Origin of the sequence: Kribbella polygonati (assembly GCF_050320105.1) — a bacterium.
In the GTDB taxonomy this organism is placed as follows: Bacteria; Actinomycetota; Actinomycetes; order Propionibacteriales; family Kribbellaceae; genus Kribbella.
The window spans coordinates 2,992,273-3,011,211 of sequence record NZ_CP190129.1 but is presented as its reverse complement, the minus strand read 5'-3'; the positions used below and the strand labels follow the sequence as shown (position 1 = coordinate 3,011,211).

General features: G+C 70.5%; 22 protein-coding genes. 13 read left to right on the top strand and 9 right to left on the bottom strand.

Annotation, left to right across the window (positions count from 1 at the left end):
* Window positions 1-16: 16 nt before the first annotated feature.
* The 4 genes from ACQHIV_RS14400 to ACQHIV_RS14385 all read left to right on the top strand — a co-directional run bounded on the left by ACQHIV_RS14400 (window position 17) and on the right by ACQHIV_RS14385 (window position 4,210).
* Window positions 17-637 carry a hypothetical protein gene (locus ACQHIV_RS14400; protein WP_427894515.1) on the top strand — a complete coding sequence of 207 codons (621 nt, stop codon included), beginning with the start codon at window positions 17-19 and terminating at the stop codon, window positions 635-637.
* Window positions 638-684: 47 nt separating this feature from the next.
* Window positions 685-2,556 (top strand): DUF3352 domain-containing protein, encoded by a 1,872-nt coding sequence (locus ACQHIV_RS14395; protein ID WP_427894513.1) that lies wholly within the window; start codon window positions 685-687, stop codon window positions 2,554-2,556.
* Window positions 2,557-2,676: 120 nt separating this feature from the next.
* The gene (locus ACQHIV_RS14390) at window positions 2,677-3,048 is read left to right on the top strand and encodes a VOC family protein (RefSeq protein ID WP_427894511.1); all 372 of its coding nucleotides are present in this window, start codon (window positions 2,677-2,679) and stop codon (window positions 3,046-3,048) included.
* A gap of 19 nt (window positions 3,049-3,067) precedes the next feature.
* A complete protein-coding gene (locus ACQHIV_RS14385; RefSeq protein ID WP_427894509.1) occupies window positions 3,068-4,210 on the top strand; it encodes a serine hydrolase domain-containing protein in 1,143 nt (380 codons plus the stop codon).
* Here the strand turns inward: ACQHIV_RS14385 and ACQHIV_RS14380 are convergent.
* The 3 genes from ACQHIV_RS14380 to ACQHIV_RS14370 all read right to left on the bottom strand — a co-directional run bounded on the left by ACQHIV_RS14380 (window position 4,203) and on the right by ACQHIV_RS14370 (window position 7,533).
* On the bottom strand, window positions 4,203-4,769 hold the full coding sequence (locus ACQHIV_RS14380; protein WP_427894507.1) for a dihydrofolate reductase family protein: 567 nt from the start codon (window positions 4,767-4,769) through the stop codon (window positions 4,203-4,205). The genes ACQHIV_RS14385 and ACQHIV_RS14380 overlap by 8 nt on opposite strands.
* A 69-nt stretch (window positions 4,770-4,838) precedes the next feature.
* Complete coding sequence (gene recQ / locus ACQHIV_RS14375) at window positions 4,839-6,674, bottom strand: DNA helicase RecQ (protein WP_427894505.1); 1,836 nt, start codon at window positions 6,672-6,674, stop codon at window positions 4,839-4,841.
* Window positions 6,675-6,684: 10 nt separating this feature from the next.
* Window positions 6,685-7,533: a helix-turn-helix domain-containing protein gene (locus tag ACQHIV_RS14370; RefSeq protein WP_427894503.1), complete on the bottom strand. Its 849-nt coding sequence runs from the start codon at window positions 7,531-7,533 to the stop codon at window positions 6,685-6,687.
* Between the two features lie 120 nt (window positions 7,534-7,653).
* On the opposite strand from ACQHIV_RS14370, the gene ilvD reads away from it, so the two are divergent.
* On the top strand, window positions 7,654-9,504 hold the full coding sequence (ilvD, locus tag ACQHIV_RS14365; RefSeq protein WP_427894501.1) for a dihydroxy-acid dehydratase: 1,851 nt from the start codon (window positions 7,654-7,656) through the stop codon (window positions 9,502-9,504).
* On the opposite strand, the gene ACQHIV_RS14360 is transcribed toward ilvD, so the two are convergent.
* The 3 genes from ACQHIV_RS14360 to ACQHIV_RS14350 are packed head-to-tail and all read right to left on the bottom strand — an operon-like array spanning window position 9,501 to window position 10,888.
* A complete protein-coding gene (locus ACQHIV_RS14360) occupies window positions 9,501-9,803 on the bottom strand; it encodes a type II toxin-antitoxin system PemK/MazF family toxin (protein ID WP_380195664.1) in 303 nt (100 codons plus the stop codon). The two genes, ilvD and ACQHIV_RS14360, sit on opposite strands and share 4 nt — an antisense overlap.
* Complete coding sequence (locus ACQHIV_RS14355; RefSeq protein ID WP_427894499.1) at window positions 9,803-10,036, bottom strand: ribbon-helix-helix domain-containing protein; 234 nt, start codon at window positions 10,034-10,036, stop codon at window positions 9,803-9,805. The genes ACQHIV_RS14360 and ACQHIV_RS14355 overlap by 1 nt, the downstream gene beginning before the upstream one ends.
* 24 nt (window positions 10,037-10,060) lie before the next feature.
* Window positions 10,061-10,888, bottom strand: a complete 828-nt coding sequence (locus ACQHIV_RS14350) for an SDR family NAD(P)-dependent oxidoreductase (protein WP_427894497.1) — start codon at window positions 10,886-10,888, stop codon at window positions 10,061-10,063.
* Window positions 10,889-10,991: 103 nt separating this feature from the next.
* Here ACQHIV_RS14350 and ACQHIV_RS14345 point away from each other — a divergent pair, with 103 nt between their 5' ends.
* On the top strand, window positions 10,992-11,363 hold the full coding sequence (locus tag ACQHIV_RS14345) for a hypothetical protein (RefSeq protein WP_427894495.1): 372 nt from the start codon (window positions 10,992-10,994) through the stop codon (window positions 11,361-11,363).
* On the opposite strand, the gene ACQHIV_RS14340 is transcribed toward ACQHIV_RS14345, so the two are convergent.
* Window positions 11,360-12,031, bottom strand: a complete 672-nt coding sequence (locus ACQHIV_RS14340; protein WP_427894493.1) for an LON peptidase substrate-binding domain-containing protein — start codon at window positions 12,029-12,031, stop codon at window positions 11,360-11,362. The two genes, ACQHIV_RS14345 and ACQHIV_RS14340, sit on opposite strands and share 4 nt — an antisense overlap.
* Before the next feature lie 101 nt (window positions 12,032-12,132).
* On the opposite strand from ACQHIV_RS14340, the gene hisD reads away from it, so the two are divergent.
* The 4 genes from hisD to hisH are packed head-to-tail and all read left to right on the top strand — an operon-like array spanning window position 12,133 to window position 15,810.
* Window positions 12,133-13,458 (top strand): histidinol dehydrogenase, encoded by a 1,326-nt coding sequence (gene hisD, locus ACQHIV_RS14335; protein ID WP_427894491.1) that lies wholly within the window; start codon window positions 12,133-12,135, stop codon window positions 13,456-13,458.
* Window positions 13,458-14,576: a histidinol-phosphate transaminase gene (locus ACQHIV_RS14330; RefSeq protein WP_427894489.1), complete on the top strand. Its 1,119-nt coding sequence runs from the start codon at window positions 13,458-13,460 to the stop codon at window positions 14,574-14,576. The genes hisD and ACQHIV_RS14330 overlap by 1 nt, the downstream gene beginning before the upstream one ends.
* Entirely contained in the window at window positions 14,573-15,172 is a 600-nt protein-coding gene (gene hisB, locus ACQHIV_RS14325; protein ID WP_427894488.1) for an imidazoleglycerol-phosphate dehydratase HisB, read from the top strand. Before ACQHIV_RS14330 ends, hisB begins: the two co-directional genes overlap by 4 nt.
* Window positions 15,169-15,810, top strand: a complete 642-nt coding sequence (gene hisH / locus ACQHIV_RS14320; RefSeq protein WP_427894487.1) for an imidazole glycerol phosphate synthase subunit HisH — start codon at window positions 15,169-15,171, stop codon at window positions 15,808-15,810. The genes hisB and hisH overlap by 4 nt, the downstream gene beginning before the upstream one ends.
* Here hisH and ACQHIV_RS14315 read toward each other — a convergent pair.
* Window positions 15,807-16,220, bottom strand: a complete 414-nt coding sequence (locus ACQHIV_RS14315) for a ferritin-like domain-containing protein (RefSeq protein WP_427894485.1) — start codon at window positions 16,218-16,220, stop codon at window positions 15,807-15,809. The genes hisH and ACQHIV_RS14315 overlap by 4 nt on opposite strands.
* Complete coding sequence (locus ACQHIV_RS14310; RefSeq protein ID WP_427894483.1) at window positions 16,217-16,774, bottom strand: cell division protein FtsK; 558 nt, start codon at window positions 16,772-16,774, stop codon at window positions 16,217-16,219. The genes ACQHIV_RS14315 and ACQHIV_RS14310 overlap by 4 nt, the downstream gene beginning before the upstream one ends.
* 153 nt (window positions 16,775-16,927) lie before the next feature.
* Here ACQHIV_RS14310 and rimP point away from each other — a divergent pair, with 153 nt between their 5' ends.
* The 3 genes from rimP to ACQHIV_RS14295 are packed head-to-tail and all read left to right on the top strand — an operon-like array spanning window position 16,928 to window position 18,782.
* Window positions 16,928-17,458: a ribosome maturation factor RimP gene (gene rimP, locus ACQHIV_RS14305; protein WP_427894481.1), complete on the top strand. Its 531-nt coding sequence runs from the start codon at window positions 16,928-16,930 to the stop codon at window positions 17,456-17,458.
* 1 nt (window position 17,459) lies between these two features.
* The gene (nusA, locus tag ACQHIV_RS14300; RefSeq protein WP_427894479.1) at window positions 17,460-18,452 is read left to right on the top strand and encodes a transcription termination factor NusA; all 993 of its coding nucleotides are present in this window, start codon (window positions 17,460-17,462) and stop codon (window positions 18,450-18,452) included.
* Between the two features lie 45 nt (window positions 18,453-18,497).
* Window positions 18,498-18,782 carry a YlxR family protein gene (locus ACQHIV_RS14295; protein ID WP_427894477.1) on the top strand — a complete coding sequence of 95 codons (285 nt, stop codon included), beginning with the start codon at window positions 18,498-18,500 and terminating at the stop codon, window positions 18,780-18,782.
* Window positions 18,783-18,939: the final 157 nt, after the last annotated feature.

Below are 18,939 nucleotides of genomic sequence, written 5' to 3'. Positions count from 1 at the left end.
GCGTCACACTGGCGTCGTGAGTCAACCGGAGTCGTTTCAGTCTGCGCCGTACGGGGCGCCTTCGTCGGTCGGGTCGTTGGGTGGGGCGGCGGTGGGGGAGTCGCGGATGCCGTGGGCCAAGGCTGTGGTGGTGACGGTTGTGGTGTTCCTGGTGGCCGGGGTGGTGGCCGGGTGGGCTTGGCAGCAGTTCTCGCCGTTGGCGCAGTACACGGTGGACGACCGGGGCGGGGAGCTCGGCGAGGAGCAGATGACGCGGATCTTCGGGCCGGACGGGACGTTCACGGCGATCGGGTTCGTGGTCGCGGTGGTGCTCGGCGGGGCGTTGTTCTGGTGGTTGCGTAACCACGGTCCGTGGTCGGTGGCGATCGTTGCGCTCGGCGCCTGTCTCGGCTCCGGTGTGTCCTGGGGGGTCGGGATGCTGCTCGGGCACGACCCGCTCGACCCGCGGTTGCGGGCGGCGCACGTGGGCGACCTGGTGAACGCGCCGCTGGAGCTGCACACCTGGACACCGTTGGTGTCGTGGCTGGTCGGCGCGGCGCTGATCTGCGCGGTGATCGCGGCCGCGACCTGGCGCGCGGAGCCCGTTGCAACCACTTCGCAACCTGGTGCGTCAGAACCTGCACCGCCGGTCCACTAACCTTTGCAGGTCCGGCGGTGAGGCCACCGGAGCCAGCGAGGGAGCATATGTCCGACCAGAACCAGCCACCGAACTACCCAGGTGCCGGCGGCCAGCAGCCGCAGTACGGTCCGCCGCAGGGCCAGAACGTCCCGCCGCAGCAGGGCCGTCCCGGTCCGCAGCAGCCGGGCCCGCAGGGTTACCCGCAGCAGGGCCAGCAGTACGGCGGCCCGCAGCAGCGTCCGCAGTACGGTGCGCCCCAGCAGGGTGCGCCGCAGCACGGTGCTCCTCAGCAGGGTGGCCAGCAGTACGGCGGGCCGCAGCACGGGGGTCCGCAGCACGGGGGTCCGCAGCCGGGTGGTCCGCAGTACGGCCAGCAGTACGCGCAGCAGGGTGCCTCGCAGTACGGGCAGTCGGCGCAGGGGTCGTACGAGCAGATGCACATCGGCGGCCAGCCGCCGCAGGGACCGGGGTACGGCGGCCCGCAGCAGTGGCAGCCGGAGCCGAAGAAGAAGCGCGGCAAGCTGATCCCGATCGTCGCGGCACTCGCGATGGTGCTGGTGGTCGCCGGCGGCGGCATCTTCGCCTACGGCAAGCTCGGTGGCGGCGGCAAGCAGCCGGCCGACGTACTGCCCGGCACCGCGGTCGGGTACGCCCGCATCGACCTGAACCCGTCGGCCGGCCAGAAGGTCAACGCGATCCGGTTCATGATGAAGTTCCCGTCGGTGAAGGACAACCTCGGGCTCACGGGTGAGCAGGACGACCTGCGGCAGAAGCTGTTCGAGCAGATCAAGAAGTCGTCCGGCAGCGACCTCGCCGACGTCGACTACGACAAGGACATCAAGCCGTGGCTGGGCGACCGAGCCGGGATTGCCGCGCTGCCGCCGGCCGAGGGCAAGAGCTCGCCGGTCCCGGTGCTCGCCGTCCAGGTGAAGGACCAGGACGCCGCGACCAAGGGCATGGACAAGCTGCTCGCGCACGAGGACAAGAAGCCGGGCCGGGCGTTCACCGACGGCTACATGATCCTCGGCGAGGACCAGGCGACTGTCGACGCGGCCGTGGCCACGGCCAAGGACAACCCGCTGAGCAAGAACGCGAAGTACAAGGCGGACACCGACAAGCTCGGCGAGCAGGGCTTCCTGTCCGGCTGGGCGGACGTGAAGGCCCTCGCGTCGATGAGCGGCAAAGTCGAGTCCAGCCAGCTGGCCGGTCTCGGTGACGCCACGGTGGCGATGGCGCTGCGGTTCGACCCGTCGTACGTCGAGCTGAAGGTCATCGGGCACGGCGACAAGAGCGTCAAGGCCGGGTCCGCCGACGCCGGGGACCTGATCAGCAAGCTGCCGAACACCACCGCGGGCGCGATCGCGGTCTCCGGCGGCGAGTCGCTGATCGACACCGCCTGGCAGCAGCTGCAGAAGTCCGGCGGCGCGAACCTGCAGCCGATGATCGACCAGATCACCCAGGAGACCGGCCTGAAGCTGCCGGACGACCTGAAGACGCTGGCCGGCAAGAACCTCGCGGTCGCGATGGACAAGGACACCGCGAACGGCCCGAAGGTCGCGATCCGGATGGAGACCGACCCGTCGAAGGCCGAGCCGGTGGTGCAGAAGCTGACCACGCTGCTGCGGGAGCGGTCGTCGGCGAACATCCCGATCGAGACCGCGAAGGACAGCGACACGCTGGTGGCGGCGACGAGCAAGGAGTACGCCGACGAGGTGCTGAAGGGCGGCGACCTCGGCTCGACGGACGGCTTCAAGCAGGCGGTGCCGGACACCAAGAACGCGGTGATGATCGGGTACGTCGATTTCGCCGCCCTCGGTTCGCTGAGCCCGCGGATCTCCGACAACAAGGACCTGGCCGCGCTGAAGTCGGCGGGCATCGTGTCCCGCTCCACCGGTGACGGCGAGGGCGAGTTCACACTGCGGGTCGTCGCCAAGTAGTCAGTAGTTCCCGAAGAGGCCCCGGACGATTTTGGCGTCCGGGGCCTCTTTGCATGTCGAAAAGCCCGGGACGGCTTCTACCTCTGAGTGAAAGCACTTCACACCACGAGGAGAACCACGATGAACCACATCACCGAGATCCGGACCGTCGGCGTACCCGTGCGCGACCAGGACCGGGCGTTGGCGTTCTACACCGAGACGCTGGGCTTCGAGGTCCAGCTCGACGTACCGCTGCCGCAGTTCGGCGGTCGCTGGCTCGTTGTCGCCCCCGCAGGATCGGCCGCGAGCGTCGCCCTGGTCCCGGAGAGCGAAGGCAACCCGGCCGGCGTCGACACCGGCATCCGGATGGGCAGCCCGGACGCGAAGGCCGCCCACCAGCACTTCCTCGACGCGGGCGTCGACACCGACGAGCTCCTCGAATGGCCCGGTACGCCGCCGATGTTCAGCCTCCGCGACCCCGACGGCAACCGGCTCTACATCTCGCAGGTCTGAACGGTGCCATCATCGGAGGATGAGGTGGAGCGCGACCGCCCTCCTGGTGATTGCGTTGGTGGGGTGCTCTGGTGGGGGAGAGGTACCGGTACCCGCGCCGGACACGCCTGCGGCCTTTCCGGCGCCGGGGACGCAGGTCCTCGCGCCGGGTAAGGCGAAGGCGCTGCAGGACGAGCTGGAGCAGATCGTCGAGTTCCCGGACAGTCCGTCCGGTTCGCGCGGGGCCACGGCCGCGGTCGTCACCGATCACTGGATCTGGTCGGGCGCCGCCGGCACGGACAGCCGCGGTACGCCGTTGCGCGCCGACACGAGCATGGCCGTCGCCAGCATCACGAAGACGTTCATCGCCGCCGAGGTGCTGCTGCTCGCGAGCAAGGGCAGCCCCAACCTGGAGCTGCCGCTGTCGCGGTACGTCCCGCACCGGCTGACCGCGAACTACGCGACCGTCCGGGAGCACCTGGCGATGACGGCCGCCGTACCGGACTATCGGCCGGGCGACTTGGCCCGGCTCGACCGAGCTGTCGCGGCGGCACCGGAGAAGCACTGGACGCTCGCGCAGTCGCTGGACTTCGTGACCGCCGGACAGCTCGGTGAGCCCGGAAACGCCTACGCCTACAGCAATCCGAGCTACGTACTGCTCGGCATGCTGATCGAGAAGCTCACCGGGCTGCCGCTCGCCGCGGCACTGCGCCGCGACCTGGCCACGCCGGCGGGACTGCGGCACGCGGCGTTCCAGGACGGGGAGAAGCCGCAGCCGCCCATGGCGGTCGACGACGACCCGGCGTGTGGCGCGCCGGACGGGTACCTGCCGTGCCGTGCCTTCGCCAGCCTGGCCGCGGCCCCCGGCGGGCTGGCGGCCGACGCGCCGACCGTCGCTCGTTGGGGCTACCAACTGTATGGCGGTCGGGTGATCCCGCCCGACCTGGTCAGCCAGATGACCGACGGCGAGTTCGAGTACGGCCTCGGGACGATGCTCTTCACCGACCAGTTCGGCCTCGGCGATGCGTACGGGCACCGCGGCGACATGCCCGACCACACCAGCCTGCTGGTCGTCGTCCCCGCGAAGCGGGTCTCGATCGCGCTGATCCTCGCCGACGGCGGGCGGAGTATCGACCGTCGGATGGCCGAGCTGGCCAAGGCCGTCGAGCCCCTTCTCACCTGACCCGGTAGCGGATGTGGGTGGCCTGCGGGGTGTCGATCACGCGGGCGATCTCCAGTTCGATCCGGTGCGGCAGTACGTCGAACAGTCGCAGGCCGGCACCGAACAGCACCGGCACCTGGCTCAGCTGCAGCTCGTCGAGCACCCCGGCCGCCAGCGCGGTCCGCGCCGTCATCGCACCGTGCACCAGCACATCGCGATCACCCGCGGCTTCCTTGGCCCGCGCCATCGCGGTCTCGATGTCGCGGACGAAATGCACCCGCTCGTAGGGCACCGCCGGCGGGTCGTGGCTCACCACGAACAGCGGTACGCCGTGGTGCTCGCCACCGTAGTAGTCGACCTGTTCGGCCGTACGCCGACCGACGACGACCGCGCCGGTCGCGTGCATCGCGTCCCAGATCGACCCGGGCTCGCCGTCGGGACGGCCGACCGACCCGTCCGGCTGCACGTACCACTCGTGCAGCCGCATGAACTCGTCACCGCCAGGATTGCCCGGCCGGTCGTTCGGGCCTGCGACGTACCCGTCGACGGACATCGACATCAACAGCACCGATGCGGACATGATGCTCCTCCAGACCGGGCGCGGCGCGCCCTCTGGCTACGCGTCGAACACCCGGCGCCGGTTTCGACATCACTCCGCGGCGAGTGCCTCCAGTACGCCGTCGCCGTACTTGGCGAGCTTGTTCTCGCCGACACCGCTGATCGTGCCGAGCTCCGTCAGCGAGGACGGCAGCTCGGTCGCGATCTGGCGCAGCGTCGCGTCGTGGAAGATGACGTACGCCGGGACGCCCTGCTCCTTGGCGACCGCGCCGCGCCACGCGCGCAACCGCTCGAACACCGGCGCGGCCTCCGGCGGCAGGTCCACGGCCGCCTTCTTCGACCCGGACGAGGACCGGGACTTCGACCGGAGCCGCTCGGGCTCGCGGCGCATCATCACCTCGCGCCGCCGACCGAGCACCTCGCCGCTGTCCTCGGTCAGCACGAGCGTGCCGTAGTCGCCCTCGACCGCGAGCAGCCGCAACGCGAGCAGCTGCCGGATCACGCCCCGCCACTCGGTGTCCTTCAGCTCGGTGCCGATCCCGAACACGGTGAGCTGCTCGTGCCGGAACTGCCGGACCTTGTCGGTCTCCTTGCCGAGCAGGATGTCGATCAGCTGCCCGGCGCCGAACTTCTGCCCGCGCTCGTGGTGCAACCGGTACACCGTCGACAGCAGCTTCTGCGCCGCGATCGTGCCGTCCCAGGACTCGGGCGGTGTCAGGCAGGTGTCGCAGTTCCCGCACGCGTCGCCCTGCTGGCCGAAGTACGCCAGGAGTTGCGAACGGCGGCACTCGACGGTCTCGCACAGCGCGAGCATCGCGTCCAGGTGCGCGCCCAGCCGGCGCCGGTGCGCGAGGTCGCCCTCGGACGTGTCGATCATCTTCCGTTGCTGCACGACGTCCTGCAGCCCGTACGCCAGCCAGGCCGTCGACGGCTGCCCGTCGCGGCCCGCGCGCCCGGTCTCCTGGTAGTAGCCCTCGACCGACTTCGGCAGGTCGAGATGCGCGACGAACCGGACGTCCGGCTTGTCGATGCCCATCCCGAACGCGATCGTCGCCACCACGACGAGCCCGTCCTCGCGCAGGAAGCGGGCCTGGTTCTGCGCGCGGGTCCGGCTGTCCAGGCCGGCGTGGTACGGCACTGCCTCGATCCCGTTCTGGGTGAGGAACGCCGCGGTCTTCTCGACGCTGTTGCGGGACAGGCAGTACACGATGCCGGCGTCGCCCGCGTGCTCGGTGCGGAGCAGGTCGAGCAGTTGCCGCTGCGGGTTGTCCTTCGGCACGATCCGGTACTGGATGTTCGGCCGGTCGAAGCTCGCGACGAAGTGCTTCGCGTCGTCCAGCTTCAGCCGGGTCGCGATCTCCTGGTGGGTGGCCTCGGTCGCCGTCGCGGTCAGCGCGATCCGCGGTACGTCGGGCCAGCGCTCGTGCAGCTCGGACAGCATCAGGTAGTCGGGCCGGAAGTCGTGGCCCCACTGCGACACACAGTGCGCCTCGTCGATCGCGAACAGCGCGATCTTGCCCTGGTCGAGCAGCCGCACCGTGCCCTCGACACGCAGCCGCTCCGGCGCCAGGTACAGCAGGTCGAGCTCGCCGGCCAGGAACGCCTGCTCCACCTCGCGGCGCTGCTCGAAGTCCTGCGTGGAGTTCAGGAAGCCCGCCCGGACGCCGAGGGCCGTCAGCGCGTCGACCTGGTCCTGCATCAGCGCGATCAGCGGCGAGATCACCACGCCCACCCCGGACCGCACCAGCGACGGGATCTGGTAGCACAGCGACTTGCCGCCGCCGGTCGGCATCAGCACCAGCGCGTCGCCGCCGGCCACCACGGTGTCGATGATGTCGGCCTGCTCGCCGCGGAAGGCGTCGTACCCGAACACCCGCCGGAGGACCTGAAGGGCTTCGGAATCGGGAAGTTCGGTCGTGTCGCTCACCCCGGCGAGTTTAGTGAGTCCCGGCGGCCGATGTCGGCACGATCGCCGCAGCCTGTGGATTACTCGGCAGGTTCGGCAGTTCCTCGGCCATCCACTGCCGCGGCGAGCAGCCCGCGATCGACTGGAACTCGCGGGTCAGGTGCGACTGGTCGGCGAACCCGGCGACGGCCGCGACGTCGACGAGCCGCGTCCGTGGCTGGCGACGCAGGTACGCCGTGGCGCGCTCGAACCGCAGCACCCGCGACGCGACCTTCGGCGCCAGCCCGAACTCGGTGGTGAAGCAGTCGGTGAGATGCCGCCGGCTCCACCCGACCTCGGCCGCGAGCTCCTGTACGCCGATGGCGCCGGCCGACTCGCACAACCGCGACCACGCCCACCCGAGCTCGGGACGGACCTCCGCTGGCCGGCGCTGTCCGAGCCGTTGCAGCAGCAAGCCCTCGAGCAGGTCGAAGCGCGCGTTCCACGTCGGTGCCTCGCGGAGTTGCTCGGTCAGCTCGCGACCCCGCCGGCCGAGGAACTCGTCGAGATCCAGGACCACGGACCCGAGCTCACCGGGCGGCACCCCGAGGAGCGTCCGCGCCGCCGCGGGGGTGAGGGACAGCTGCACGCCGGCGCGGCTCGCCGTACCGGCGATCACGACCGCGGTCGAGTGCAGCCCGCCGATCAGCGCGTCGTGCTTCTGCAGCCGGCCGCCCGGCCACGAGACGCCCAACGGCTCGTCGAGCGTGACCACGATCGTGAGATGGCGCGACGGCAGCCCGCGGTGCACCTCCGGCGGCGGCGCGTCGGACGCGTAGCCGACCACGTCCCCGACGTACGGCCGCAGCGCCGGGTGCACCGCGCGGGTCGCGTATCCCATGGAAGCAGGCTAGAACGGGCCACCGACAGAATCCGCAGCTCCAGAATCCGGGACCGGCGTACCGGCATCCGGACGGGCGTGGCAGTATCGGAAGGTACGTACACCTAAGGAGAGATCGTCGTGCCTGCTCTGAGGTCCCGCACTGTCACCCACGGCCGCAACATGGCGGGCGCCCGCGCGCTCATGCAGGCCTCGGGGGTAGCCCGGGAGGACTTCGGGAAGCCGATCATCGCGGTGGCGAACAGCTTCACCGAGTTCGTCCCCGGCCACACGCACCTGGCCCCGGTCGGCCGGATCGTGTCCGAGGCGATCCACGCCGCCGGCGGGATCGCCCGCGAGTTCAACACGATCGCCGTCGACGACGGGATCGCGATGGGTCACGGCGGCATGCTCTACAGCCTGCCGTCGCGGGACCTGATCGCGGACTCGGTCGAGTACATGGTCGAGGCGCACTGCGCGGACGCGCTGGTCTGCATCTCGAACTGCGACAAGATCACCCCCGGCATGCTGAACGCCGCGCTCCGGCTGAACATCCCGACCGTGTTCGTCTCCGGCGGCCCGATGGAGGCCGGCCGGGCGACGCTGGTCGACGGGACGGTCCGCAAGCTCGACCTGATCGACGCGATGTCCGAGGCCGTCAACGAGAACGTCTCCGACGCCGACATCCTGCGGATCGAGGAGAACGCCTGCCCGACCTGCGGCTCCTGTTCCGGCATGTTCACCGCGAACTCGATGAACTGCCTGACCGAGGCGATCGGCCTGTCGCTGCCGGGCAACGGTTCCGTTCTCGCCACTCATACTGCGCGGAAAGCGCTGTACGAGAAGGCCGGCCAGACCGTCGTGGAGATCACCAAGCGGTACTACGACAACGACGACGCCACGGTGCTGCCGCGGAACATCGCGTCCAAGGAGGCCTTCGGCAACGCGATGGCCCTGGACATCGCGATGGGCGGCTCGACGAACACGATCCTGCACCTGCTGGCCGCCGCGCAGGAGGCCGAGGTCGGGTTCGACCTGGACGACATCAACGCGGTCTCCCGCCGGGTCCCGTGCCTGGCGAAGGTCGCGCCGAACGTCGCCCCCGGCGGCACGTACTACATGGAGGACGTGCACCGGGCCGGCGGCATCCCCGCGATCCTCGGCGAGCTGCACCGCGCCGGCCTGCTGAACGAGAACGTGCACACCGTGCACAGCGACTCGATCGACGACTGGCTGAAGACCTGGGACGTGCGCGGCGGATCGCCGTCGCCGGAGGCCGTCGAGCTGTGGCACGCGGCGCCGGGCTGCAAGCGGTCCGCGACCGCGTTCTCGCAGTCGGAGCGCTGGGAGACGCTGGACACCGACGCGGCCGGCGGCTGCATCCGCGACCGCGAGCACGCGTTCTCCAAGGACGGCGGTCTGGCCGTACTGAAGGGCAACCTGGCCGTCGACGGCTGTGTCGTGAAGACGGCCGGCGTCGACGAGTCGATCTGGACGTTCGAGGGTCCCGCGGTGGTGTGCGAGTCGCAGGAGCAGGCCGTCGAGAAGATCCTGACCAAGCAGATCCAGCCCGGCGACGTGGTCGTGATCCGGTACGAGGGCCCGAAGGGCGGGCCTGGCATGCAGGAGATGCTGTACCCGACCTCGTACCTGAAGGGCCGGGGCCTCGGCAAGGTCTGCGCGCTGATCACCGACGGCCGGTTCTCCGGCGGCACGTCGGGACTGTCGATCGGGCACGCCTCGCCCGAGGCGGCCTCGGGCGGGACGATCGCGCTGGTCCAGGACGGCGACCGGATCCGGATCGACATCCCGAACCGCTCGATCGAGCTGCTCGTGTCCGACGAGGAGCTGGCCACCCGCGAGGCGGCCCTCGGCGGGGTGTACGTGCCGAAGAACCGCGACCGCAAGGTGTCGAGCGCGCTGAAGACGTACGCCGCGATGGCGACGAGCGCGGACAAGGGCGCCGTACGGGACATCTCGAAGCTCGGTTAGAGCTCCAGGTCGAACGCGATGTTGATGGCCTCGGCCAGGGCGGGTTCCTGGTCGGGGTGCAGGTAGCCGATCAGCCGGCCGAGCTGTGACTTCGGGATGGTCTGGATGTTGTCGCAGGAGATCGCGCTGGCGTGGTCCAGGCCGTTGTCCACCCCGACCAGGACCTCGGTGGACAGGCCGCGGATCGTGCTGGTGATCGGGGCGACCGTGACGTTGGTCAAGCGCGGGCGGATGAGTTCGCGGGTCAGCACCACCACCGGCCGCGGTTTGTCGAGCCGGGCGATGTGCAGCGGACGCATCAGTCGAGTTCGAGTACGGTGCCGGCGGCCGCCGGGGCCAGGCCTTCGAGGTCGGGGTAGTCGCCGTGCCTGCTCAGTAGGGCGAGGTCGCGGGCCGCGAGTTCCCGGCGGCGTTCGCGTTCCATCGCCCGGGCGACCACGGACGCCCGGCTGGTCGCCTTGTCGGTGGCGACCAGCTCGTCCATGAAGTCGACCAGGTCATCCGGCAACCGGACGGTGATCTGTTTGCTCATACCACGACCATACCGGGATGGGATTCATTTCGGTAGCGTTTGCTCGACGAGGGTTGACCAGAGCTCTTCGGCCGCCTCCCGGTCCTGCGCCGCTGGGGAGGGCTCGGTACGGCGTTCGCGGGAGTAGTACAGGCCCGTCTCGTCCGCGACGTCCGGCGACGTGGCCAGCCAGACGAGCGTGGCGGCGCCCTGCTCCGGCGTCCGCGCGAACGGTTTGGTCATCGCCATCATCAGCTTCATCAGCCGGCCGTTGTTCGTGTTGAACCCGGTCGCGACCAGCCCGGGTTCGAACGTGTAGGTGTGGATCGTCGGCAGCCGCCGGGCCAGCTCGCCGCTCAGCAGGATAAGCGCCAGCTTGGTCTCGCCGTACCGCCGCAGGGAACCGCCCGCCAGCCGGGCCGGACCGGTGAAGTACCGTTCGCCGCCGAGGTCGCCGAAGTCGATCCGCTTCGCCTTCTCGTGCTCGTCCGACGCGGTCCCGATCACCCGGGCGCCCGGCGCGAGGTGGGTGGCGAGCTGGGTGGTGATCAGGTACGGCGCGACCACGTTCAGTGCCCAGGTCAGCTCGATCCCCTCCGGCGAGACCTGGTGCGTGCCGAAGATCGCGCCGGCGTTGTTGACCAGTACGTCGATCGCCGGCGCCCGCCCGGTCACGTCGCCGATCATCTTCCGGATCGACGCCTGCGAGGTCAGGTCCGCCTCGAACACGTCCGCCTCGCCGAGCTCGGCCGCCACCCGCTCGGCCTTGTCCCGGTCCCGCGCCACCAGCCCGACCCGCGCTCCCCGCCCGACCAGCTGCCGCGCACCCGCCAGCCCGATCCCGTTCGTCCCACCGGTGATCAACACGTACATCGCCCCGACTCCTCCCCAGATCACCCCAGCCGAAGAACCGAAGCGTCCTCCCTGCCCGCAGTCGGACGGTGGCCGAAACGACTCCCGCCATAAGCTCGCCCTCATGCGCATCTTGCCCGTTGCCCACGCCACCCACCAGATCCAGTTCACCTCGGATCCAGGGGAGACCGTGATGGGCTGGCGGGGTGCGGCGCCGCCGGTGCTCGGTGAGCCGGTCGACGTCGAGCTGGACATCGACGACACGCTGCACTGGAGCGAGATCGCGGTCGTGGACGCCGAGCCCGGGTTCTTCCGGTCGCCCGCCGCGGTCGCGCGGTTACGGGTGATCGCGCTGGCCGACGACGGCGTACTGACGTTGTCGGTGGGCGGTGCGGTGCTGCTGCTGGAGACGTACGGCCCGCCGCCGGACGGGGTGGTCGGCCGGGTGCTCGAGGTGGAGTCGGCGCGGCTGGCGGCGTACCCGACGGGGGTCTAGTTGGGGGAGAGGGCCGACCAGGCGATCAGGTCGGTGGCCGGGAGGGAGGGGATGGCGGTGATGGCGTCGAGTTCGCTGTCGAGGAGGCCGACCAGTTGGGCGAGGCGGGTGGTGGCGTCGGTGGCCTCGAGGAGTTTCTGCCGGTCGGGGGTCATCAGCTTCATCGCGGCGGACATCAGGTACGACAGCGTGCTCGGGTTGTCGGGCAGCTCGCCGAGGTGCAGGCCGGGCCGGCTGATCTCGCTGACCGCGTCGGCGTACTTGCGGAACCGCTCCAGCGCGATCGTTGCCGTCCCCAACGGGTCGTCGCCGAGCTCGTCGTCCAGCCACTCGACGTCCGCGACCAGGTAGTCGCCGCTGCCGTCCAGCTCCGACACCTTGAACCGCCGGTTGCCGGTCAGCGTCACCTCGATCGGCCCGTCCTCGTCCGCGTCCACCGCGACCTCGGAGATCGTTGCCGCACACCCGGTCCCGTACAGCGACCGGAACACCCGCTCACCGAGCTCGTACCCGTCCCGCACCGCGAGCGCCCCGCAGACCAGCTCGCCGCCGTTCTCGACCAGGTCGCGAACCACCGCCCGGCCCTGCACGTCGGTCACCGGAATCGCCACCACCAGCCCGGGAAAGATCACCGTGTCGACAGTGAGCAACGGCAGGCGGGAGTCCATGCCAACGAGCCTAGTGGACGAACCCGCTGCTCACCTGCCGTGACCGGCCGACCTGTGGATAGCCGGTCGGCGGCGGGAGCGGCGACCACTAGACTGACGGCATGATTCGCCGCGTCGACCTGCGGGGCCGAGTGGCGGCTGGAGAGGTGTTGGAACTCTCCGCCGATGTGAATGCCCTGGTCCCCCGAGCTGTGTTCGACGTCGAGGCTGCCCTCGACGTCGTCCGTCCGATCTGCCTGGACGTCCGCCATCGTGGACTCGCGGCGATCCGGGAGTACGGCGAGAAGTTCGACCATGTGCGGGTCGAGGACGTGCGCGTCCCGGCCGAGGCGTTGAAGACCGCGCTGGAGGAGCTCGACCCGGAGGTGCGGACTGCCTTCGAGGAGTCGATCCGGCGGGTGCGTGAGGTCAGCGAGGACGAGCTGACCGCGGACATCACGTCGGAGCCCGCGCCGGGCGGTCGCGTCACGCAGCGGTTCGTGCCGGTGCAGCGGGTCGGGTTGTACGTGCCGGGTGGGCGGGCGCCGTTGGCCTCGAGCGTCGTGATGAACGTCGTACCGGCGCAGGTGGCGGGCGTGCCGTCGCTGGCTGTCGCGTCCCCGCCACAGAAGGAGTTCGGCGGACTGCCGCACCCGACGGTGCTGGCGGTGTGTGCGCTGCTCGGGATCGAGGAGGTGTACGCGATGGGCGGCGCGCAGGCGATCGCCGGGTTCGCGTACGGCTTCGAGGGCTGCCCGAAGGTCAACCTGATCACCGGTCCCGGCAACATCTACGTGGTCGCCGCCAAGCGCGCGCTGCTCGGTGAGGTCGGCATCGACTCCGAGGCCGGGCCGACCGAGATCGCGATCCTCGCGGACGACACCGCGGACCCGGCGCACGTCGCCGCGGACCTGATCAGCCAGGCCGAGCACGACCCGATGGCCGCCAGCGTGCTGGTCACGCCCAGCGAGACTCTCGCGGCAGCGGTCGAGGCCGAGCTGCCGCAGCAGGTCGCGAAGACCAAGCACGCCGACCGTGTCACGGAAGCACTCCAAGGTCAGCAGTCGGCGATCGTTCTGGTCGACGACCTGGACCAGGGCACGGCCGTAGTGGACGCGTACGCCGCCGAGCACCTCGAGATCCAGACCGTCGATGCCGAGGAGCGCGCCGGGCAGATCACCAATGCCGGCGCGATCTTCGTCGGTGCCTGGTCGCCGGTGTCACTCGGCGACTACTGCGCAGGCTCGAACCACGTGCTGCCGACCGCGGGCTGCGCGTGCCACTCGTCCGGCCTGTCCGTGCGCAGCTTCCTGAAGGCCGTGCACGTCATCAACTACTCCCGCGACGCGCTGCACGAGGTCTCCGGTCACGTGCTCGCGCTCGCGCACGCCGAGGACCTTCCCGCGCACGGCGCCGCCGTATCGGCGCGGTTCCCAGGGGAGCGCTGATGGGCCGCTTCGACGGGCTGCCGATCCGCGAGGAGCTGAAGAGCTTCGAGCCGTACGGCGCCCCGCAGCTCGACGTACCGATCCTGCTGAACGTCAACGAGAACCCGTACCCGCCGAGCGAGGAGACCGTCCAGGACGTCGCCGCCTCGGTGGCGGAAGCGGCCCGCGGGATGAACCGCTACCCGGATCGCGAGTTCCTCGGCCTCCGCGCGGATCTCGCGGCGTACCTGGCCCGGGAGTCCGGCGCGCAACTGGAGCCCGAGCAGCTCTGGGCGGCGAACGGGTCCAACGAGGTGATGCTGCACATCCTGCAGGCCTTCGGCGGCCCGGGCCGTACGGCGTTGTCGTTCGCGCCGACGTACTCGATGTATCCGGAGTACGCCCGGGACACGAACACCGCCTGGGTCACCGGCCGCCGCGCCGAGGACTTCACCCTCGACCGGAGCAAGGCGATCGCCGCGATCTCCCGGCACCGCCCGTCGGTCGTGCTGCTCGCCTCGCCGAACAACCCGACCGGTACGGCGCTGCCGATCGACGTCACCGAGGCGATCGTCGCGCAGGCCGCGGCGCTCGGCTCGGTCGTGGTGGTCGACGAGGCGTACGCCGAGTTCCGCCGGGCCGGGACGCCCAGCGCGGTGTCGTTGCTGCCGTCGTACCCGAACCTGGCCGTCTCCCGGACGATGTCGAAGGCGTTCGCGATGGCCGGCGGGCGGGTCGGATACCTTGCCGCGAGCAAGCAGTTCGTGGACGCGCTGCGGATCGTCCGGCTGCCGTACCACCTGTCCGCGGTGACGCAGGCCACCGCCCGGGCGGCGCTGCGGCATTCCGGCGAGCTGCTCGGCCGGGTCGAGCAGCTGCGGATCGAGCGCGACGAGACCGTCGACTGGCTGCGTTCGCTGGGCCTCCGCGCGGTCGACTCGGACGCGAACTTCGTGCTGTTCGGCACGTTCGCGGACCGGCACGCGGTCTGGCAGGCGTTGCTCGACGACGGCGTACTGATCCGCGAGACCGGGCCGGCCGGCTGGCTCCGGGTCTCGATCGGCACCGGCGAGGAGATGGCCGCGTTCCGCGCCTCGCTGGAGCGCATCCTCAAGACAGACACGGGAAGGCAAACATGACCCGCAGCGCGCGGATCGACCGCGAAACGAGCGAGTCCAAGGTTCTGGTCGAGCTGGACCTCGACGGGACCGGCCGGGCCGACATCTCCACGGGGGTGGGCTTCTACGACCACATGCTGAACGCGCTGGCCAAGCACGCGCTGCTCGACCTGCACGTGAACACCGTCGGCGACCTGGAGATCGACGCGCACCACACCGTCGAGGACACCGCGATCGGCATCGGCCAGGCCCTGAAGGAGGCGCTGGGCGACAAGCGCGGCATCCGCCGGTTCGGTGACGCGACCGTCCCGCTGGACGAGGCGCTCGTGCACTGCACGGTCGACCTGTCCGGCCGGCCGTACTGCGTGCACACCGGCGAGCCGGAGGGCCAGGTGTACGCGATCATCGGCGGCGACTACGCCGGCTCGCTGACCCAGCACGTGTTCGAGACGCTGGCCTTCAACGCCGCGATCTGCGTCCACATCCGGGTGCTGTCCGGCCGCGACCCACACCACATCGTCGAGGCGCAGTTCAAGGCGTTCGCGCGGGCGCTCCGGGCCGCCGCCGAGCACGACCCGCGGCAGCCGGGCATTCCGTCCACCAAGGGCGCTCTGTGAGCAAGAAGGTCGTTCTTCTGGACTACGGCAGCGGCAACATCCGGTCGGGGGAGCGTGCCCTGCAGCGCGTCGGCGCCGACGTCACGGTGACGGCGGACTTCGACGAGGCCAGTAACGCCGACGGTCTGCTGGTGCCGGGTGTCGGCGCGTTCGCGGCGTGCATGACCGGGCTGAAGGCGGTCCGCGGCGATGTCGTGGTCGATCGCCGGCTGACGGGCGGCCGCCCAGTGCTCGGGATCTGCGTCGGCATGCAGATCCTGTTCGCCCGCGGGATCGAGCACGGGGTCGAGACCGACGGCTGCGAGCAGTGGCCCGGCACGGTCGAGCGCCTGCAGCCGGAGGACGCCCAGCCGGTGCCGCACATGGGCTGGAACACGGTCGACGTACCGTCCGGGACGACGCTGTTCGACGGGGTGGAGAAGGAGCGCTTCTACTTCGTGCACTCGTACGGCGTCCGCACCTGGGAGCTCGACGACGCCCGCGCCTCGGTGGCCCCGCTGGTGACCTGGACGACGTACGGCGGGGACAAGTTCGTCGCCGCGGTCGAGAACGGGCCCTTGACGGCGACCCAGTTCCACCCGGAGAAGTCCGGCGACGCCGGCGCGACGCTGCTGGAGAACTGGGTCCGCTCGCTCTAGGACACCGCGCCGGGGAACGCCACCGGCGCGCCGCCCCAGGCCAGCTGGTTCCCGGCCGCGGTCTGCAGTGCGTCGATCGCGAACAGCCGGACCGGTGCCTGCTCGGCGGCTTCGACGAGGTCGCCGTACACGGCGGCGATCCGGCGTTCGACGGACAGGATCAGCGCGGTCGCGGTCGCGGCGTTCGTGACGGGCTGCGGGAGCTGGTACGCCGGCTCGGCCGCGACCGGGGTCTGGCCGGCGGCGACGATCAGCGCGCTGAGGTGGTCGCGGTTGTCCCGGTGCGCGCCGAACAGGGCGGTCGCGGCAGTGAAGCGGGCTCCGTTCAGCTTCCCGCCGGCCACGCCGACGCCGTACATCGCCGCATGCTCACCGGCGAGCGCGGCCTGCAGGGCATCCGTCTCGTTCACGATGCCGCTTCCTTCTTCTTGGCCGGGGCCAGGGTCGTGCTGAGCTGGGACTCGGACGCGGCAATCTCGGCGAGCAGCCTGGCCGGGGCGCCGGACAGCTTCGCGGCGGATGCCACGTGCGCGGTGGCCGCGGCCTTCTCCTGCTTGGCGATCGACGACAGCGCCGCGGCCTGCGACGCGGCCGGTGCGACCGCCTTCGCGGGCTGGGCGGTCACCCCCGCGGTTTCCTTGAGTTTCGCCAGGTGGCCGGCGTGGTACTTCGTGCCCGCCGCCAGCTGCGCCCGGAGCGCGGGGAACTTCCGCGCCGCGGTTGCGTAGAGCTGGGACAATTGAGTCACCTGGGTCGCCGCGGCGCTGAGTGCGGCGACGGCAGCCGGGTCGACCGTCGGCGTCTCCGCGGTCGGGCCGGGTGACGTCGTACCGTTCACGGCTCCGTTGGTGCCCTGCGTGCCGGACGCGGCCGGGTCGTCCCTGCAGCCGGCCAGAGCGGCCGCGCCGGGAACCAGGGCAGCGGTCACCACGACCGTACGTCGTCTCAGGTGGCGTTCAGGCACGTCGGAACGATACCTGGTGACACGCCCACGACCCGGCCCGGGGACGGCCCGATGAGCGCGATCCGGGCACCGGGCGGATAGGGTGGGCTACTGCTCTCGGCCGGACCGCCGCGAGCACAACGGGTGCACAACTGGAGAGAGGCAGGTCAACCTGTGAGCCGAAAGCCGGACCACAAGGGTCACACGGACACCACGAGCCTCGAGAACTTCCTGCGGCCGGTCGTCGAGCAGTTCGGCTGCGACCTGGAGGCCGCCGACATCACGCCGGCGGGCCGCCGCCGGTTGCTGCGCGTGCTGGTCGATCGCGACGGCGGGATCAGCCTCGACGACGTCGCCGAGGTCACCCGGGCGATCTCCAAGGCGCTCGACGCCGACGACATCATGGGCGAGGGCGCGTACACGCTGGAGGTCTCCAGCCCCGGCGTGGACCGGCCGCTCACCCTGCCCCGGCACTGGCGGCGCAACCTCGACCGGCTGGTCAAGGTCGAGCTCGCCGCGGGCGAGAAGCTCACCGGCCGGATCAAGTCCGCCTCCGACGAGGCGGCCGAACTGGACGTCGACGGCACGCGGCAGAGCATCGCGTATGCCGACGTGGCCAAGGCCAAGGTCCAGATCGAGTTCAACCGGGCTGCCGGCAACGACGAACCTGAATCACCTGCCGACGGCACGGTGGAGGAGAACTGACATGGACATCGACATGGCCGTGCTGCGGTCGCTGGAACGGGAGAAGGACATCTCCCTGGACGTGGTCGTGGAGGCGATCGAGCAGGCGCTGCTGGTCGCGTACCACCGCACCGAGGGCGCGCAGCAGCACGCCCGCGCCGAGCTCGACCGGCGGACCGGGCACGTGACCGTCTTCGCGCGGGAGCTCGCCGAGGACGGCACCGTGGCCCGCGAGTACGACGACACCCCGGCGGACTTCGGCCGGATCGCGGCCACCACCGCCAAGCAGATCATCCTGCAGCGGCTCCGCGACGCCGAGGACGAGGTCCGGTACGGCGAGTTCTCCGGCAAGGAGGGCGACATCGTGTCCGGTGTCGTCCAGCAGGGCCGCGACCCACGGTCCGTGATGGTCGACCTGGGCAAGATCGAGGCCGTGCTGCCGGCGCCCGAGCAGGTGCCGGGGGAGCAGTACGAGCACGGCTCCCGGCTGCGGGTGTACGTCGTCGGCGTCCGGAAGGGCTTCAAGGGCCCGCAGATCACGGTCAGCCGGACACACCCGAACCTGGTGAAGAAGCTGTTCGCGCTGGAGGTCCCGGAGATCGCCGACGGCACGGTCGAGATCACCGCGATCGCGCGGGAGGCCGGTCACCGGACGAAGATCGCCGTCCGGACGCTGAACCCGTCGGTGAACGGCAAGGGCGCCTGCATCGGGCCGATGGGGCAGCGGGTGCGCAACATCATGCACGAGCTGCACGGCGAGAAGATCGACATCATCGACCACAGCGACGACCCGGCGACGTTCGTCGGGAATGCGCTGTCGCCGGCGCAGGTTACGTCGGTCGAGGTGGTGGACGCCGCGGCCCGTGCGGCCCGCGTCGTCGTCCCCGACTACCAGCTCTCGCTCGCGATCGGCAAGGAAGGGCAGAACGCCCGCCTCGCGGCCCGGCTCACCGGCTGGCGGATCGACATCCGGCCGGATACCGATGTGACTCGGGAAGGCGAGAAGGTAGACTAGTTTCTCGGTCGGTCGACTGAGTCGCAACCACACCCTGAGGATCATGTGACAGTGACGGCAGCCGCGCGCCCAGGCAAGCCTGCGGAGCGTACCTGCATCGGGTGCCGGAAGCGGTCCGGTCCGGCTGACCTGCTGCGGATGACGGCTTCCGGAGGACAAGTGCTTCCGGATCCCGATCGCCGGGCACCCGGCCGTGGGGCGCACCTGCACCCGGCGATCGAGTGCTTCGACCTCGCCGTCCGGCGCAAGGCGTTCCCACGGGCCTTCAAGGTCCAGGGTCCGCTCGACGTGACCGGGCTGCGGGAGTACGTCGCGCAGCGTGATATGTAAACAGTGTTGATTTAGAAGCAGGAACACCAATGGCAGCCCGGCCAGGGCTGCCCACGACGGTTCAGACCGTGCCGTCGTGACGACTTGAAGGCGGGTCATCGACTCATGACCACTCGATGAGTGTCTACCGATGAGTGCAAAGCGATGAGCACGTACG

What these genes read in the sequence shown, in the direction of transcription:
- ACQHIV_RS14395 (WP_427894513.1), top strand. Translation starts at nt 685, where the DNA reads ATGTCCGACCAGAACCAGCCACCGAACTACCCAGGTGCCGGCGGCCAG.
- ACQHIV_RS14390 (WP_427894511.1), top strand. Translation starts at nt 2,677, where the DNA reads ATGAACCACATCACCGAGATCCGGACCGTCGGCGTACCCGTGCGCGAC.
- ACQHIV_RS14385 (WP_427894509.1), top strand. Translation starts at nt 3,068, where the DNA reads ATGAGGTGGAGCGCGACCGCCCTCCTGGTGATTGCGTTGGTGGGGTGC.
- ACQHIV_RS14380 (WP_427894507.1), bottom strand. Translation starts at nt 4,769, where the DNA reads ATGTCCGCATCGGTGCTGTTGATGTCGATGTCCGTCGACGGGTACGTC.
- ACQHIV_RS14370 (WP_427894503.1), bottom strand. Translation starts at nt 7,533, where the DNA reads ATGGGATACGCGACCCGCGCGGTGCACCCGGCGCTGCGGCCGTACGTC.
- ACQHIV_RS14360 (WP_380195664.1), bottom strand. Translation starts at nt 9,803, where the DNA reads ATGCGTCCGCTGCACATCGCCCGGCTCGACAAACCGCGGCCGGTGGTG.
- ACQHIV_RS14355 (WP_427894499.1), bottom strand. Translation starts at nt 10,036, where the DNA reads ATGAGCAAACAGATCACCGTCCGGTTGCCGGATGACCTGGTCGACTTC.
- ACQHIV_RS14350 (WP_427894497.1), bottom strand. Translation starts at nt 10,888, where the DNA reads ATGTACGTGTTGATCACCGGTGGGACGAACGGGATCGGGCTGGCGGGT.
- ACQHIV_RS14345 (WP_427894495.1), top strand. Translation starts at nt 10,992, where the DNA reads ATGCGCATCTTGCCCGTTGCCCACGCCACCCACCAGATCCAGTTCACC.
- ACQHIV_RS14340 (WP_427894493.1), bottom strand. Translation starts at nt 12,031, where the DNA reads ATGGACTCCCGCCTGCCGTTGCTCACTGTCGACACGGTGATCTTTCCC.
- hisD (WP_427894491.1), top strand. Translation starts at nt 12,133, where the DNA reads ATGATTCGCCGCGTCGACCTGCGGGGCCGAGTGGCGGCTGGAGAGGTG.
- ACQHIV_RS14330 (WP_427894489.1), top strand. Translation starts at nt 13,458, where the DNA reads ATGGGCCGCTTCGACGGGCTGCCGATCCGCGAGGAGCTGAAGAGCTTC.
- hisB (WP_427894488.1), top strand. Translation starts at nt 14,573, where the DNA reads ATGACCCGCAGCGCGCGGATCGACCGCGAAACGAGCGAGTCCAAGGTT.
- nusA (WP_427894479.1), top strand. Translation starts at nt 17,460, where the DNA reads ATGGACATCGACATGGCCGTGCTGCGGTCGCTGGAACGGGAGAAGGAC.